Genomic DNA, 14,863 nt, shown 5'->3' with positions numbered 1-14,863 from the left:
CCCCGCCCGCCGCCGGTCAGTCCTGTCCGGACCGCGACCCGGTCTCCGGCGCGACGCCCTCCCGGGCGACGTGGACCGGGCGTAGCCCCACCCGGTGCCGCCAGGTGGTGAAGGCGGCGACGGTGGCGGCCACCACGGCCGTACCGAGCAGCCAGCCGCCGACGATGTCGCTGGTGAAGTGCACCCCCAGGGCCACCCGGCTGACGCCGGTCAGCACAGCGAGCAGCAGCGCGGCGGCCCAGAGCGCCCAGCGCCCCGCCCGACCCCGCACGTACGGGAGGAAGACCACCAGCAGCACCCCGGCGGCCAGGGTCGCGTTGAGCGCGTGCCCGGACGGGAACGAGAAGCCCGCGGCCCGGGCCACCGGGTCCAGCAGGTCCGGCCGTTCCCGACCGACGAGCAGCTTGAGCAGCGGACCGAGCAGCCCGCCGGCCAGCATGGTGACCGCCACCCAGAGCGCGAGCCGGCGGGCGCCCCGGCTGACCAGCCAGATCACCACGACCAGCGCGGCGACGCGCAGTGGCATCGGCGCGAACACGTCGGTCCACACGCTCATCAGCCGGACCCAGCCCGGGTGGGTCAGCGCGTAGCCGTGCAGCGCGTCGGTCACCGTCGTGTCCAGCCGGTGCAGGGGCGCCCAGCTGCCGAGCACCAGCAGGGCGAGCAGCGCGAACGGCACGAGCACCAGGAAGGCGCCCACCGCGGCCAGGGTCAGTCGCAGGCCGAGCGAGTGCTCCGGGTCGAGCCGGCGACGTCGCCAGGACGACGGGGTGGCGGAATGCAGGGTGGGCGGGCCGGGCGTGCTCATGGCGTCAGTTCTACCCAGCGCGGCCGGCGGCGAGACGCGGGCGCGGCCGTCAGCGACCGTGCTGCCGGAACCGGCGGACCATCAGCGCCGCACCGGTGACCAACGCGACGAAGAGGGCCGCCCCGGTCCAGAGCCGTTCCGGCGCCGGTTCCTCCTGACTGCCGCCCGCCCGAGGGCTCCACCGGGTGTGCTGCCGGGGCGCGGTCAGGCTGAGCGGGTCGCTGCCGGCGCCGGCCACCGGCTCCTCCGGCCCGACGCCCGGCGCCGGCCCGAAGCCGACCACACCCGGGGAGTCGTTGTCATCGAGCGGGTTGCCGGTCACCGATGGCACGTCGGAGGTCAACGCCGCCACCGGATCCACCAGGCCGAAGCCGAAGCGGTCGTCCCGGCCGGTCGGGCCGATGTCCCGCGCGGTGGTGAGCAACCGGTTGACCACCTCGCCGGCCGACATCTGCGGGTAGCGCGAGCGGACCAGCGCCGCGGTGGCCGACACCAGCGGTGCCGCGAAGCTGGTGCCCTGCACCCGCCAGTACCCGTCGGGTGGCCGGGCGCCCACCAGGCCGGTCGCCGGCGCGCTGAGCACGGTGGCCCGCCCGGTGATCGACCCGGACCAGAGGTTGTCGCTGCTGCGTTCGAGGCCGGCGACCGCGATCACGCCCGGTTCCCGGGCCGGGTACCAGACCCGGGTGCTGGTCGAGGTGGCCAGGTTGCCGGTGCAGGCGATCACCACCACGTCCCGGGCGAACGCGTAGTCGAGCGCGGCGGCCAGGGCCGGGCTGTCGCCGCTGCCGCCGAGCGACAGGTTGATCACCCGGGCGCCGTGGTCGACGGCCCAGCGCACCCCGCGCGCCACGATCATCGCGTCGTCGTAGCGGTTCTCGGCGTCCAGGACGCGTACCGGCAGGATCTTCGCGTCGGGGGCGAGGCCGGCCACGCCCCGCTTGTCGTCGTTGCGGCCGGCGATCAGGCCGGCCACCGTGGTGCCGTGGCCCACCGGGTCGGGTGGGCCGCCGGTGGGACTGACCAGATCCGTTCCGGGCAGCACCTGCCCGGCCAGGTCGGGATGGCTACCGTCCACTCCGGAGTCGATGACGGCGACGGTGACCCCGCGCCCGGTCGAGCTGCGCCAGGCTGTCTCGGCCTGCAACTCGTCGAGCTGCCACTGCTCGTCGCGGACCTGGTCCGGTCGGCTCGGCTCGGCGGGCGCGAACGCCACCGGCGAGCTGGCGACGCGGTGCGGGGCGGCCGTCGCGGCGCCGGCGGGCAGCACGGGACCGGCGACCACGACGACGGTCGCCGCGACGCCGAGCAGTGCCCGGCCGGCGATCCCTCGCGCCGCTGCCGGACAGCTGTGCGGAACCCCAGTCACATCCTCAGCCATTCATCGGGACAGAACCACGACGATCGGAGATTACCGGTTCCCACCCCGATCCCGGGACGTTCCACGGACACCGGTCATGGTGGCGGCAGGTGAGCCAGCTGAACCAGGCGTACGCCCTCGCGCCGGGTGACCAGCCGACCACGCCCCGGTGGCAGCGGCCCGGGGCGGACCGGCCCGACCAACGCCCCCTCCTCGGGGCTGCCGGTCATCACCAGCCCGGCGGTCGAGAGTTCCCGCAGCCGCTGCACGATCGGCTCGTACTGGGCCCGGCCGGCGCCACCGGAGCGGCGGGCCAGCACCAGGTGCAGGCCGACGTCGCGGGCCTGGGGCAGGTACTCCTCCAGGGCGCGCAGCGGGTTGGCCGGCCCGGCGGCCACCAGGTCGTAGTCGTCGACCAGCACGAACAGCTCGGGGCCCGACCACCAGGAGCGATCGCGCAGCTGCCGCGGGGTGACCTCGGGGCCGGCGATCCGACCGGCGAGATAGCCGGCGGCCGACTCGACCAGGTCGGCGGTGTGCGCGGCGGCGGTGCCGTAGCCGATCAGGTGTGCCGTCTCGATGGCGCCGAGCAGACTGCGCCGGTAGTCGACCAGGATCACCCGGGCCTGCTCCGGGGTGAACCGGGTGGTGATGGTGGCGGCCAGCGCCCGCAGGAAGGAGGACTTGCCGCACTCGCCGTCGCCGAAGACCACGAAGTGCGGCTCGGGGGCGAAGTCCAGCACCACCGGGCGCAGGTCGGCCTCCGCGATCCCCACCGGCAGCCGCAGCCCGGTCGTCGCGGTGAGGTCCAGCTCGGCGTAGGGGAGCACCGGCGGGAGCAGCCGTACCCGGGGCGCCAGCGGGCCGCCCCAGGCCTCGGCGACCCGCTTGACCAGGTCCGCGGTGTCCGCCGTGGCGCCGGCAAGCCGGGGCAGAGCGGTGAGGAAGTGCAGGCTCTCCGCCGTGACGCCCCGGCCGGGGGTCTTCTCCGGCACGTTCGCCGCCGCTCGGCGGGCCACCAGCGAGTCGGCCGGATCGCCGAGGCGCAGCTCCAGCCGGGAGCCGAACAGGTCCCGGATCGCCGGGCGGAAGTCCAGCCAGCGCAGCGCGGTCGTCACCACGTGCACCCCGTACGAGAGCCCGCGGGTGGCCAGGTCGGTGATCAGCGGTTCGAGGTCGTCATACTCGGTGCGCAGGGTGGTCCAGCCGTCGACCACCAGGAACACGTCGCCGAACGGGTCGACGCCGGGCTGGTTGGTGGGGGCCAGGGCGGCCCGCCGGCGGCGGTACGCCGCCATCGACTCCACGCCCAGCTCGGCGAAGCGGCGTTCCCGGTCGGCGAGCAGAGTGGCGACCTCCCCGACGGTGCGCCGGACCGCGGTCGGGTCGGCCCGACCGGTCACCCCGCCCACGTGCGGCAGCTCGCGCAGCGCGGCCAGCCCGCCGCCGCCGAAGTCGAGGCAGTAGACCTGCACCTCAGCCGGCGTGTGGCTGAGCGCCAGCGCGCAGATCAGCGCCCGCAGCACCGTCGACTTTCCACTCTGCGGCGCGCCGACCACCGCGACGTGCCCGGCCGCCCCGTCCAGCGCCAGCCAGAGCAGGTCGCGGCGTTGCTCGAACGGCTTGTCCACCACGGCGACCGGCACGCCGAGCGCGCCGTGCAGCTCCGGGTTGCCGGTGCTGAGCCCGCGCGTCGGGTCGACCGTGACCGGGCCGAGCAGGTCGTCCAGCGCCGGCGGATGGTCGAGCGGCGGCAGCCAGACCTGGTGCGCCGGCGGCCCCTGCCCGGCCAGCCGGTCCACCAGCAGGTCCAGCAGGCTTCCCCGGCTCTCCTCGTCCGCCGCCGCGGGCAGCGCCGGGATGGCCGGCTCGGGCGCCGGCACGAGGTGGCTGGTGAAGGTGAGCAGGCGCGGTGATCCGGTGCCGGGACCGGCGGCCGGGCCGCGGCGGGGCAGTGCGCCGGAGACGTACGCGGCCCGGAACCGGACCAGTGGCTCGGTGCCGAAGCGCAGGTAGCCGTGGCCGGGGGTGCGGGGCAGCTCGTGGGCGTCCGGGACGCCGAGCACCGTGCGCGACTCCAGCGCCGAGAAGGTGCGCAGCCCGATCCGGTACGACAGGTGGGTGTCCAGCCCGCGCAGCCGGCCCTCGTCCAGCCGCTGGCTGGCGAGCAGCAGGTGCACGCCGAGCGACCGGCCCAGCCGGCCGATCTGCACGAAGAGGTCGATGAAGTCGGGCTTGGCGGAGAGCAGTTCGGAGAACTCGTCGCAGATCAGCAGCAGCGACGGCAGCGGGGCGAGCGGGCTGCCGGCCGCCCGGGCCCGTTCGTAGTCCCGCAGGCTGGCGAAGTTGCCGGCCCGCCGGAGCAGCTCCTGCCGGCGTACCAGCTCCCCGTTGATCGCGTCGACCATCCGGTCGACCAGCGGCAGCGCGTCCGCCAGATTGGTGATCACGGCGGCGGTGTGTGGCAGCCGGTCGAAGGACGCGAAGGTCGCGCCGCCCTTGAAGTCGATCAGGACGAAGTTCAGCTGCTCCGAGCTGTGCGTGGCGGCCAGCCCGAGCACCAGGGTCCGTAGCAGCTCGGACTTGCCCGAACCGGTCGCCCCGATCAGCAGGCCGTGCGGGCCCATGCCGTCCTGCGCGGATTCCTTGAGGTCCAGCTCGATGGCGCCGCCGTCGGCGCCCACCCCGATCGGCACCCGCAGGCGCTCCCGGGTCGAGCGGGGCAGCCAGCCCTGCTCGACCGTGAAGCTCTGCGGATCGCCGAGGTTGAGCAGCTCCGGCAGGCCGAGTTCAGCGTGCAGCAGGGCGTCCGGGCCACGGGCGGTGCCGGCCAGCCGCAGCGGGGCAAGCCGCCGGGCGACCGCCTCGGCGTCGGCGGGATCGAGCCGGTCCGCCACGCCCACCTCGGCGTGCCCGTCGGCCGCGTACGAGTGCAGCCGCCCGTCGCGCAGCTCGAGCCGGAGGGCGTACCGGTCGAGCAGCCGGGGCGGCGGGGTGTCCAGGTCGAGCACGGTCACCGCGTCGATGCCGCCGTCGCCGGTCAGGTCGGTGGCCCCGGTCAGGTCGCCGGAGTCGAGCACCACCACCACGTGTGGCCCGTCGGTCGCCGGCCCGGCCGGGCTGAACCGGGCGCGGTTGCCGAGCACCTCGTCGAGCAGCCGTTCCAGCTCGACCGCGGAGCTGGTGAGCAGCCGCACCGGGCCGAGGGCGTCCGTGCGGGTGGGGTGGTGGGCGTGCGGTAGCCACTTGACCCACTCCCAGGCGGCCCGCCGTTCCGGGCCGGCGCAGACGGCGATCAGCAGCTCGTCCGGCGCGTGGAAGACCGCCAGCTGGGTGAGCACCGCCCGGACCAGCGCCCGGCCGGCCGCTCCGCGCGTCGGGCCGCCGTCGCCGGCCGGCCCGGTGCCGCCGCCCGGCGGCGCGAGCGTTCCGGCGGCACGGTCGCCGGCGTCGGCGACGAAGACCCGGGCGAAGCTGCGCAGCGAGAGCGCCACCGGCAGATCGGGGACCACCGAGTACGCGTCCAGGAACCGGCGCAGCGAGCCGGCCGTCATCGGCTCCAGCTCCTCCAGCGGCCGGGTGACCGGTGGAACCAGCGGGGTGGCCAGGGTCTGCGGCCCGACGGCGACCCGGACGACGGCGAAGTCGGGGTCGCCCGGGCGGCGTTCCCAGACCCGGTGGCTCGCCACCGTGGACCAGAGCCGCCCCGGGTCGGGGTGCCGGTAGTAGAGCCCGGCCCGCTGCTGCCCGGCGGTCTGCCGGACCCGGCGGCGCAGGGCGGTCAGGTGTCGCAGGTACTCCCGCCGGGCGGCCATCATCTCCGACTTGCGTGGGGTGCCCCCGGCGCTGCCCCAGGAGGTCACCAGCATCGCCAGCGACGAGAGTCCGAACATCCCGCCCACCACGTACGCGTAGGCGCCGCCACCCCGACCGAACATCATCGCCATCGCCACCGTGCCGCCCAGCATCGGCAACACCATGAGCAGCTGCTGCCAGCCCCCGCCGGTCACGGCGGGAATCTCGGGGGGCGGCTCGACCGGCAGCTCGCCGACCGGGATCTCCGGCGCCGGCCGGCGCGGCGGGCGCTTGATGACGACAGTGGACACTGACCCTCCCGGAACGCTCGGTAACCCGAAGCTGGCTCATCGTAGGTAAAGTCCTGTCGTCCGCGCAGCCACCGAACCTGTTCGATATGGAGATGCTTCGATGACCACCGGGCTGGCCCGCGTCACGATCAGCGCCCCGCAGCGGCGGGTGGACGTCGCCCTGCCCGAGCAGGTGCCCCTGGCCGAGCTGCTGCCCGACGTGCTCCGGCACGCCGGCGAGGGGCTGGCCGACGACGGTGAGCGGCACGGCGGGTGGCTGCTGCGTCGCACCGACGGCGCGGTGCTGTCGACCGCCCAGGCGCTGCTGCCGCAGGGGGTCCGCGACGGCGAGGTGCTGCACCTGGTCCCGGCCCGCGTGCACTGGCCGGAGCTGGAGTACGACGACGTGGTGGAGGCGATCGCGGACGGCGCCCGGCGTCGGGGCGGCGCCTGGTCCCCGGTGGCGACCCGGGTCGCCGTCCTGGCCGGCGTGAGCGTGCCGCTCGCCATCGCGCTGCTCGCCCTGCTCGACGGCGGGCCACGTCACGCGGCCGGCTGGGTGGCCGCCGCGGCGGTGGCGCTGCTGCTCACCCTCGCCGCCACCGTCGCCTCGCGGGCGCACGGCGACGCCGCGACCGCCGCGACCCTCGGGGGCTACGCGCTGCCGTACGCCGCATCGGCCGGCGCCCTGGCGGTCGGCTCAGGCGACCCGGTCGGGCTGTTCGGGCCGCTGCGTTGGGTGGGCGCTCCCGAACTGCTGGCCGGCGCGGCGGCCCTGCTGCTGGTCTCGGTGCTCGGGCTGCTCGGCGTCGCCACCCGACTGCGGGTGTTCGTGGCCGGCGCCACGGTCGGGCTGGTCGGCGTGCCGGCCGCCCTCGGCGGACTGCTGCTCGCCCCGGCGGGTGCCGCGGCGGTGCTGCTCTGCGCGCTGGTCTTCGCGGTCGGGGCGATCCCGCTGCTGGCCATCCGGCTCGGCAAGCTGCCGCTGCCGCCGATCACCCTGCCCACCCCGGCCGACGGCGGGGCACCGGTGCGCGACCTGCCGGACCGTGGCCGGGTCTACGCGGCGGTGGCGCGTACCGAGGAGATGCTCACCGGAATGCTGCTCGGGCACGCGGTGCTGGCGACCGCCGCGATGGCGGTGCTCGGGGCGGCCGGTGGGGTCGCCGGGCTGGTGCTGGTGGCGGTCACCGCCGCGGTGCTGCTGCTGCGGTCCCGGCTCTTCGTGGCGGTCCGGCACCGGGTGCCCCCGGTGGCCGCCGGGCTGGCCGGTCATGCCGTGTTCGGCGCCGTGCTCGCCGAGCGCGCGGGCGGCACCGGTCGGCTCCTGCTGGTCGTCGCGGGGGTGGCGCTGGCCCTGCTCGCCGTGACGGCGGGCACCACGTACGCCCGCCGACCGGTCTCCCCATACCTCGGCCGGGTCGCCGACCTGGCCGACACGGCGCTGGTGGTGGCCGTGGTGCCGGTCGCCTGCGCGGTCCTCGATCTCTACGAACGGGCCCGGGGGCTGCTCGGCTGAGCGGCCCCCGGGCCCGGTACGAATCGTGGCGGGGTCAGTGCCTGGCTTCGCCGCGCTCCTCCGCCTCCTTGGCCCGCCGGTACGAGGCGTGGATCTCGGCCTCGGCCTCGGTCCGGCCCACCCAGGTCGCGCCCTCGACCGACTTGCCCGGTTCGAGGTCCTTGTAGACCTCGAAGAAGTGCTGGATCTCCAGCCGGTCGAACTCACCGAGGTGGTGGATGTCGCGCAGGTGCTCCTGGCGCGGGTCCTCGTAGGGGACGCAGAGGACCTTGTCGTCGCCACCCTTCTCGTCCGTCATCCGGAACATGCCGATGGTGCGGCACCGGATCAGGCAGCCCGGGAAGGTCGGCTCGGGGACCAGCACCAGCGCGTCCAGCGGATCGCCGTCCTCGCCCAGGGTCCCCTCGATGAACCCGTAGTCCGCCGGGTACTGCGTGGAGGTGAAGAGGGTCCGGTCGAGCCGGATCCGGCCGGTCGCGTGGTCGACCTCGTACTTGTTGCGGTGACCCTTGGGGATCTCAACCGTGACGTCGAAATCCATCTGCACGCTCCCTCGTTTGCCCACGCTGGCTAACGGAACCAGCGGCTGCCGCCCGGACAGGTGAAACCCACCCACCGGTTCTGGCCGCCGCATAGTGTTCGGACCAAAGTAGTGTCACCCAAGCCGGATGTCGCAGGAGAGGAGGGGGTCGTGGGGAGGGAAGATTCACACTACCGCCCGGAGGCTGGCTCTGGACGCGAAACCGGACGACCTGCTTCTGGCGGTGCCACCGGGCGCGTACCGGTGCCCGACGCGCACCCCCGCCGACCCGCCGGAGCGGCCCCCGACGGCACCCCGCCGCCGGTTTGGCGGCCGCCGACGGACCCCCGCGCCACCGGCCCGGGCCAGGGCCGCTTCCCCGTCCTGGGCGCCGAGCGCCCGATGACCCCGCCGACCTTCCCGACGGCCCACCCCTCCGGTTCCGCCCCGACCTCCGGGATCCCGACCAGTCCCGCGCCCGCCGGGCCGCGCCGGGACCACCACCCCGCCAATCCGGGGTACGCCCCGGCGGGTGCCGCCCCGCCGTCGGCGGCCGGCCGGGCGACGGTCGGCGGGGCCGGGCCGATCCCGCCCGCGGGGCCCGCCGGCGCCGGCCCGGTGAACGCGCCGCCCGGCGCCTCGGGCCCGACGACCCCGGCGCCCCGGCGTCGACGCCGGCTGCCGGTGGTGCTCGCCGTCCTGCTCCTGCTTGTGCTGGTCGGCGCCGGCGTGGCGGTGGTACGCCCCGGTCCGGTCGCCGGCTGGCTCGGCAGCGAGGCCGACAACCCGCAGGCCGCCGCCGCGGCGCCCGAGCCGGCGCCGTCGGCCGTGCTCGCCGGCGCCGACCCGAACGCCCCGCTGCCCACGCCCGACGGGGTGCGCGCCGCACTCGACCCGCTGGTCGGGGTGGGCGCCCTCGGCGACCGGGTGAACGTGTCGGTGGCGGACGTGGCGACCGGGCAGTCGCTCTTCGCCCGCGGCGCCGACGACGGCACCGTGCCCGCCTCGGTGACCAAGCTGGTGACCGCGGTGACCGTGCTCTCCGCGCGCGGGCCGGCGTACCGGATCCCCACCCGGGCGGTGGCCGGGGCGAACCCCGGCGAGGTGGTCATCGTCGGCGGTGGCGATCCCACCCTGGCGGTCGACAAGAAGGGCTTCTACCCGGGCGCGGCCCGACTGGACGACCTGGCCGCGCAGGTCAAGCAGGCGCTCGGGGGCGTCGCGCCGACGAAGGTGATCGTCGACTCGTCGCTCTACTCCGGGCCGGTCTACGAGCCCGGCTGGGACGACGACATCCCCACCGGCGGCTACGGCGGGGCGATCACCGCCCTGATGACCGACGCCGGTCGCAGCGACGTGCCGCAGGCGAAGAAGGACCACGATGCCGGCAACCACGGCGCCGAGCGGGTGTCCCAGCCCGACCTCGCCGCCGGCCGCTCGTTCGCCCGGCTGCTCGGCCTGCCGACGAGTGCGGTCAGCAAGGGCAAGGCCCCCGGGGAGGGCGCCACGCCGAGCGCGCCGGGCGGTGAGCTCGGCAAGGTGGAGTCCCTGCCGATGGTCCGGCTGGTCGACATCATGATCACCGACAGCGACAACATCATCGCCGAGGCGCTGGCCCGTCAGGTCGCACTCGCACGGGACAAGCCCGCCTCGTTCAGCGGGGCCGCCGCGGCGATGGACACCGTCGCCGGCGAGCTGGGTCTGCCCGCCAACGAGCTGGCCCTCGCCGACGGCAGCGGCCTGTCCCGCACCGACCGGATCAGCCCCTCCCTGCTCACCGACCTGATCACGCTCGCCGGCAACGGCGAGCATCCGGAGCTGGCTGCGATCTTCGGTGGCCTGCCGGTCGGCGGCTGGTCCGGCACCCTGGGCGAGCGCTACGAGACGACCGGGACGAAGGCCGGCGCCGGGGTGGTGCGGGCCAAGACCGGGACGCTGACCGGCGTGCACGCCATCGCCGGGCTGGTCACCACCGCGGACGGGCGGCTGCTCACCTTCGCCGTGCTCACCGACCGGGCGCCGGCCGACGGAATGACGGCGGCCCGGGTGGCGCTGGACCGGATCGCCGCCACCCTGGCCGGCTGCGGCTGCCGCTGACCGGCGACGCGCGACCAGCTTCGATCGCCACCGCGAGCCCGGGTCGGGGTGTGCCGGCGCGGGTACGGTGGGGTGCATGGCGCAGTTCGTGGACTGGGATCTGGCCGCCGCGACCGCGGGGGCGCTGGGCAAGTCGGGCCCCCGGGTGTCGTACGCCGAGGCCACCGAGGTGGTCGGCGACCTGCGGCGGTTGACCGAGGAGGCGGCCGGGCACGTGGCCGAATACACCGGTCTGCGGGCGCAGGTGACCCACCCGCCGGTGCGGGTGGTCGACCGGCGGGACTGGGCCGCTACCAACATCGCCGGCCTGCGCGAGGTGATCAGCCCGCTGGTCGGCCGGCTCACCGGCGACAAGCAGCCCGGGGCGCTGACCGAGGCGATCGGCTCGCGGCTGACCGGCGTGCAGGCCGGCACCGTGCTCGCCTACCTCTCCGGCCGGGTGCTCGGCCAGTACGAGGTCTTCTCCGCCGACCCCGGGCAGCTGCTGCTGGTCGCGCCCAACATCGTCGAGGTGGAGCGGAAGCTCGGCGCCGACCCGCGTGACTTCCGGCTCTGGGTCTGCCTGCACGAGGTGACCCACCGGACCCAGTTCACCGCGGTGCCGTGGATGCGGGCCTACTTCCTCGGTGAGGTGCAGGCCTTCGTGGACGCCTCGTCCGGCAGCGAGCACGTGGTGGAGCGGCTGCGGCGGGGGGTGGCCACCCTCTCCGACGTGATCCGCGACCCGGAGAGCCGGACCAGCGTGCTCGACCTCGTCCAGACGCCCGCCCAGCGAGCCGTGCTGGACCGGCTCACCGCGCTGATGACGCTGCTCGAAGGGCACGCCGAGTTCGTGATGGACGGCGTCGGCCCGCAGGTCATCCCGAGCGTCGACCGGATCCGGGCGGCGTTCAACCGCCGGCGCGCCGCCGGCAACCCGGTGGAGAAGGCGATCCGCCGGCTGCTCGGCGTGGACGTCAAGATGCGCCAGTACGCCGAGGGCCGCACGTTCGTGCACGGGGTGGTGGAGCGGGTCGGCATGGAGGGCTTCAACAAGATCTTCGGCTCGCCACTGACCCTGCCCCGCCTTGAGGAGATCAGCGACCCGGCCGCCTGGGTTGCCCGGGTGCACGGGCCGGCCGGCTCGGTGCCGGCCGCCGGCTGACCGCACGCCGGTGGCCGTACTCGCCCCGCCGGTGGCCGCGATCCGGCTGGCGGTCCGTCACGCGCTGACCGGTCTGGCCGGTGACGGGCCGGTGCTGGTCGCCTGCTCCGGTGGGGCCGACTCGCTCGCGCTGGCCGCCGCCACCGCCTTCGTCGCCCCACGGCTCGGCCGGCCCGCCGGCCTGGTGACGGTCGACCACGGCCTCCAGGAGGGCTCCGCCGAGCGGGCCGCCGAGGTGGTGGCCTGGGCCGCCGACGTCGGCCTGACCCCCGTCGAGTCGGTCCGGGTCGAACCGGCCGGGCGGCCGGGCGGGCCCGAGGCGGCGGCCCGCGAGGCGCGCTACGAGGCGCTGGTGGCGGTCGCCGGGCGGCACCGGGCGGCGGCGGTGCTGACCGGGCACACCCGCGACGACCAGGCGGAGACGGTGCTGCTCGCGCTGGCCCGGGGCGCCGGCCCCCGGGGGCTGGCCGGGATGCCCGACCGGCGGGAGCTGGCCGGGGTGCCGCTGCTGCGGCCGCTGCTGGCAGTGACCCGCGAGCAGACCCACGCGGCGTGCGCGGCGCTCGGCCTCAAGCCCTGGCAGGACCCGCACAACGTCGATCCCGCGTACGCCCGGGCCCGGGTCCGGGCCGAGGTGCTGCCCGCGCTGGTCCGCGCGCTGGGGCCGGGGGTGCTCGACGGGCTGGCCCGCACCGCCCGGCTGGTCGCCGCGGACACCGCCGTCCTCGACGACCTGGCGGACGCGGCGCTCGCGGCGGCCCGGCACCCCGACGGCGGGCTCGCCGTGCCGGAGCTGGCCGCCCTCGCCCCCGCGGTACGCGGCCGGGTGCTGCACGCCTGGGCGCGCGAGCTGGGCGCCCCGCCGGGCGCTCTGTCCCACCGGCACGTGGCCGCGCTGGAGGCGCTGGTCGTCCAGTGGCACGGCCAGGGCGCCGCGCACCTGCCCGGCGGTTTCCGGGTGCTCCGTCGCGCCGGTCGGCTGCTCGCCGCCGACCCCGGCTGATCCCGGCCCGGGGCGGCGGGGGTATCGAGCGGCTCGGTGATCAGCGCGGCGGCGCTCAGGCCGGTGTCTGGCTGCGGTCGCGGAAGGTCGTCCGATAGCTGTGCGGGGTGGCGCCGACCCGGCGGGTGAAGTGGTGGCGCAGGGCCGCCGCGTCGCCGAAGCCGGCCTGGTCGGCGACCGCCTCCACGCTCAGCCGGGTCTCCTCCAGCAGCCGCCGGGCCAGCAGCACCCGCTGGTTGGTCATCCAGTCGTGCGGGGTGGTGCCGGTCTCGGCACGGAACCGGCGGGCGAAGGTACGCGGCGCCATGCCGGCCCGGGCGGCCAGCTCGTCCACGGTCACCGTGCGGTCCAGATGCCCCATCAGCCACTCCAGCACCGGCTCCAGGGTCGGCGCCTCCGGCGCCCTCGGGATGGGCGCCTCGATGTACTGCGACTGGCCGCCGTCGCGGTGCGGCGGAACCACCATCCGGCGGGCCAACCGGGTGGCCGTCGCCGAGCCGTGTTCCTGGCGGATCAGGTGCAGGCAGGCGTCGATGCCGGCGGCCGTGCCGGCGCTGGTGAGCAGCCGCCCGTCGGCCACGTAGAGCGAGTTGCAGCGGACCCGGGCCTTCGGGTGCAGCCGTTGCAGCTCGTCGACGTAGCGCCAGTGGGTGGTGCACTCCCGGTCGTCGAGCAGGCCGGCCGCGCCCAGCAGGAAGGCCCCGGAGCAGACGCTGAGCAGGTGTGCCCCGCGGGCGTCGGCCCGTCGCAGCGCCTCCAGCACCGTCGCGGGGACGGTCGTGCCCTGGGAGTGGGCGGGCACCGCGACCAGGTCGGCGTCCTCCAGCGGAGCGAGGTCGGCGTGCGGGACCAGCTGGAAGCCGGACGCGGTGCGCACCGGGGCGCCGTCCGGGCTGCACACGTGGAAGCGGTAGCCGGGAAAGCCGTCGGCCGTGCGGTCGGTGCCGAAGACCTCGGCGAGCACGCCGAGCTCGAAGGCGGCGACCTGGTCGAGGGCGAGGACGGCGACGGTGCGGAGCATGTGACGAGGGTAACCCCGCCGGTGGCAGGAAATCGAGGGCCATTGGCATTCCTGCCACTGTCGACCCGGAACGGAGCGGCGCAGACTTGGGGTCAAGTCCGGTGCGCACCGGCGGCGAAACCGTTAGCAATCGTGCGAAAGTGAGCGCCGCCATGGAGTTCCTGTTGTTCCTGCTGTTCCTCGTCCTGCTCGCCGTCGCCTCGGCGACCGGCCTGACCGCCGACACCCGCGACTCGGCCGACTGGAAGCCGACCGACGAAGGTCGCCGCTGGCAGTCCCGTACCTGCTGATGCTGTTGGTCCAGTTTTGCCGAGAAAATCCCGGGCGGGACCGCGCTAAAAGGGGCGGCCCCGCCGACGGAGGCCGGTGGGCGTACGGCAGGCTAGGAGTCATGGCTGACGGCTCCTGGTACGACGCCGACATCGACCACGTGATCATCTCGGAAGCGCAGATCCGCGAGAAGACGGCGGAGCTGGCCAAGCAGGTCTCGGCGGACTACGCCCACGTGAACGACGGGCTCCTGCTGGTCTGCGTGCTCAAGGGCGCGGTGATGTTCATGGCCGACTTCGCCCGGGCGCTCGGCCGGCAAGGGCCCCCCGCCGAGCTGGAGTTCATGGCCGTCTCCTCCTACGGCCAGGGCACCACCTCCTCCGGCGTGGTACGCATCCTCAAGGACCTGGACCGGGACATCGCCGGCCGGCACGTGGTGGTCGTCGAGGACATCGTCGACTCCGGCCTCACCCTCTCCTGGCTGCTGCGCTACCTGGAGTCGCGGTCCGCGGCGAGCGTCGAGGTGGTCGCGCTGTTCCGCAAGCCGGACGCGGTCAAGGTCCAGGTGCCGGTGAAGTACGTCGGCTTCGACATCCCGACCGAGTTCGTCGTCGGGTACGGGCTCGACTTCTCCGAGCGCTACCGCGAGCTGCCCTACGTCGGCGTGCTCAAGCCCGAGGTCTACGCCCGCTCCTGAGCGCCACTCGCATCGGCAGCTGTCAAGCCGACGTTCAGCGGACTCTCAGCTCTTCCGGCTACCGTGGAGCCCGGTGGCGCGGAGGCACCTTCGCGCTCGGCCCCTCGAACGCTTGACCGGGTGTTCGCTGGTGGCCGGGTCGGACTCCCCGCCACGCTGGTCCCGCCCGGTCCCGCCGTACGTCTCGGCGCGTGGCTGGCGGGCTCCGCCCACGGGGCGCTGCGTCGATGTCGACGAGTGTGCCGAGTGCGGGGCTCGCAAGCTCACTCCGTGCGCACACGGTGTACCGTCGAATGACCGCGGCGCGGCAGTTGTCGCGCTTCGGGGTCGAGGCCGGCC

Annotated in this window: 11 protein-coding genes; 6 read left to right on the top strand and 5 right to left on the bottom strand. The window is 75.4% G+C overall.

Translation table 11 applies throughout. The features are described from left to right. Nucleotides 1–16: 16 nt before the first annotated feature. The 3 genes from ACIBBA_RS02975 to eccCa all read right to left on the bottom strand — a co-directional run bounded on the left by ACIBBA_RS02975 (nucleotide 17) and on the right by eccCa (nucleotide 6,274). Entirely contained in the window at nucleotides 17–808 is a 792-nt protein-coding gene (locus ACIBBA_RS02975) for a phosphatase PAP2 family protein (RefSeq protein WP_396693144.1), read from the bottom strand. 49 nt (nucleotides 809–857) lie between these two features. Beyond that, nucleotides 858–2,189 carry a type VII secretion-associated serine protease mycosin gene (mycP, locus tag ACIBBA_RS02970; protein WP_396693142.1) on the bottom strand — a complete coding sequence of 444 codons (1,332 nt, stop codon included), beginning with the start codon at nucleotides 2,187–2,189 and terminating at the stop codon, nucleotides 858–860. Between the two features lie 74 nt (nucleotides 2,190–2,263). Continuing rightward, nucleotides 2,264–6,274 carry a type VII secretion protein EccCa gene (gene eccCa, locus ACIBBA_RS02965; protein WP_396693140.1) on the bottom strand — a complete coding sequence of 1,337 codons (4,011 nt, stop codon included), beginning with the start codon at nucleotides 6,272–6,274 and terminating at the stop codon, nucleotides 2,264–2,266. A 100-nt stretch (nucleotides 6,275–6,374) separates the two neighbouring features. On the opposite strand from eccCa, the gene eccD reads away from it, so the two are divergent. Continuing rightward, the gene (gene eccD / locus ACIBBA_RS02960) at nucleotides 6,375–7,772 is read left to right on the top strand and encodes a type VII secretion integral membrane protein EccD (protein ID WP_396693138.1); all 1,398 of its coding nucleotides are present in this window, start codon (nucleotides 6,375–6,377) and stop codon (nucleotides 7,770–7,772) included. A 34-nt stretch (nucleotides 7,773–7,806) separates the two neighbouring features. On the opposite strand, the gene ACIBBA_RS02955 is transcribed toward eccD, so the two are convergent. Continuing rightward, nucleotides 7,807–8,313, bottom strand: coding sequence for an inorganic diphosphatase (locus tag ACIBBA_RS02955; RefSeq protein ID WP_396693136.1), 507 nt, complete (start codon nucleotides 8,311–8,313; stop codon nucleotides 7,807–7,809). Nucleotides 8,314–8,694: 381 nt separating this feature from the next. Here ACIBBA_RS02955 and dacB point away from each other — a divergent pair, with 381 nt between their 5' ends. The 3 genes from dacB to tilS all read left to right on the top strand — a co-directional run bounded on the left by dacB (nucleotide 8,695) and on the right by tilS (nucleotide 12,536). After that, nucleotides 8,695–10,389 (top strand): D-alanyl-D-alanine carboxypeptidase/D-alanyl-D-alanine-endopeptidase, encoded by a 1,695-nt coding sequence (dacB, locus tag ACIBBA_RS02950; RefSeq protein ID WP_396693134.1) that lies wholly within the window; start codon nucleotides 8,695–8,697, stop codon nucleotides 10,387–10,389. A 76-nt stretch (nucleotides 10,390–10,465) separates the two neighbouring features. After that, nucleotides 10,466–11,533: a zinc-dependent metalloprotease gene (locus ACIBBA_RS02945; RefSeq protein WP_396693132.1), complete on the top strand. Its 1,068-nt coding sequence runs from the start codon at nucleotides 10,466–10,468 to the stop codon at nucleotides 11,531–11,533. A gap of 10 nt (nucleotides 11,534–11,543) precedes the next feature. Next, entirely contained in the window at nucleotides 11,544–12,536 is a 993-nt protein-coding gene (tilS, locus tag ACIBBA_RS02940; protein ID WP_396693130.1) for a tRNA lysidine(34) synthetase TilS, read from the top strand. A gap of 55 nt (nucleotides 12,537–12,591) precedes the next feature. On the opposite strand, the gene ACIBBA_RS02935 is transcribed toward tilS, so the two are convergent. Further along, complete coding sequence (locus ACIBBA_RS02935; protein ID WP_396693128.1) at nucleotides 12,592–13,557, bottom strand: GlxA family transcriptional regulator; 966 nt, start codon at nucleotides 13,555–13,557, stop codon at nucleotides 12,592–12,594. 140 nt (nucleotides 13,558–13,697) lie between these two features. Here ACIBBA_RS02935 and ACIBBA_RS02930 point away from each other — a divergent pair, with 140 nt between their 5' ends. Both ACIBBA_RS02930 and hpt read left to right on the top strand, forming a co-directional pair. Further along, nucleotides 13,698–13,847 (top strand): hypothetical protein, encoded by a 150-nt coding sequence (locus ACIBBA_RS02930; protein WP_396693446.1) that lies wholly within the window; start codon nucleotides 13,698–13,700, stop codon nucleotides 13,845–13,847. A gap of 101 nt (nucleotides 13,848–13,948) precedes the next feature. Continuing rightward, nucleotides 13,949–14,524, top strand: a complete 576-nt coding sequence (gene hpt, locus ACIBBA_RS02925; RefSeq protein WP_350873550.1) for a hypoxanthine phosphoribosyltransferase — start codon at nucleotides 13,949–13,951, stop codon at nucleotides 14,522–14,524. Nucleotides 14,525–14,863 lie beyond the last annotated feature (339 nt).

The organism is Micromonospora sp. NPDC051006 (genome assembly GCF_044456245.1).
Taxonomy (GTDB): domain Bacteria; phylum Actinomycetota; class Actinomycetes; order Mycobacteriales; family Micromonosporaceae; genus Micromonospora.
This window is presented reverse-complemented; position numbering and strand designations above follow the sequence as displayed.

Excerpts from the sequence above, each read along its gene's own strand:
- ACIBBA_RS02935 (WP_396693128.1), bottom strand. The coding sequence starts at position 13,557 with ATGCTCCGCACCGTCGCCGTCCTCGCCCTCGACCAGGTCGCCGCCTTC.
- hpt (WP_350873550.1), top strand. The coding sequence starts at position 13,949 with ATGGCTGACGGCTCCTGGTACGACGCCGACATCGACCACGTGATCATC.
- ACIBBA_RS02945 (WP_396693132.1), top strand. The coding sequence starts at position 10,466 with ATGGCGCAGTTCGTGGACTGGGATCTGGCCGCCGCGACCGCGGGGGCG.
- ACIBBA_RS02955 (WP_396693136.1), bottom strand. The coding sequence starts at position 8,313 with ATGGATTTCGACGTCACGGTTGAGATCCCCAAGGGTCACCGCAACAAG.
- mycP (WP_396693142.1), bottom strand. The coding sequence starts at position 2,189 with ATGGCTGAGGATGTGACTGGGGTTCCGCACAGCTGTCCGGCAGCGGCG.
- ACIBBA_RS02975 (WP_396693144.1), bottom strand. The coding sequence starts at position 808 with ATGAGCACGCCCGGCCCGCCCACCCTGCATTCCGCCACCCCGTCGTCC.
- eccD (WP_396693138.1), top strand. The coding sequence starts at position 6,375 with ATGACCACCGGGCTGGCCCGCGTCACGATCAGCGCCCCGCAGCGGCGG.
- dacB (WP_396693134.1), top strand. The coding sequence starts at position 8,695 with ATGACCCCGCCGACCTTCCCGACGGCCCACCCCTCCGGTTCCGCCCCG.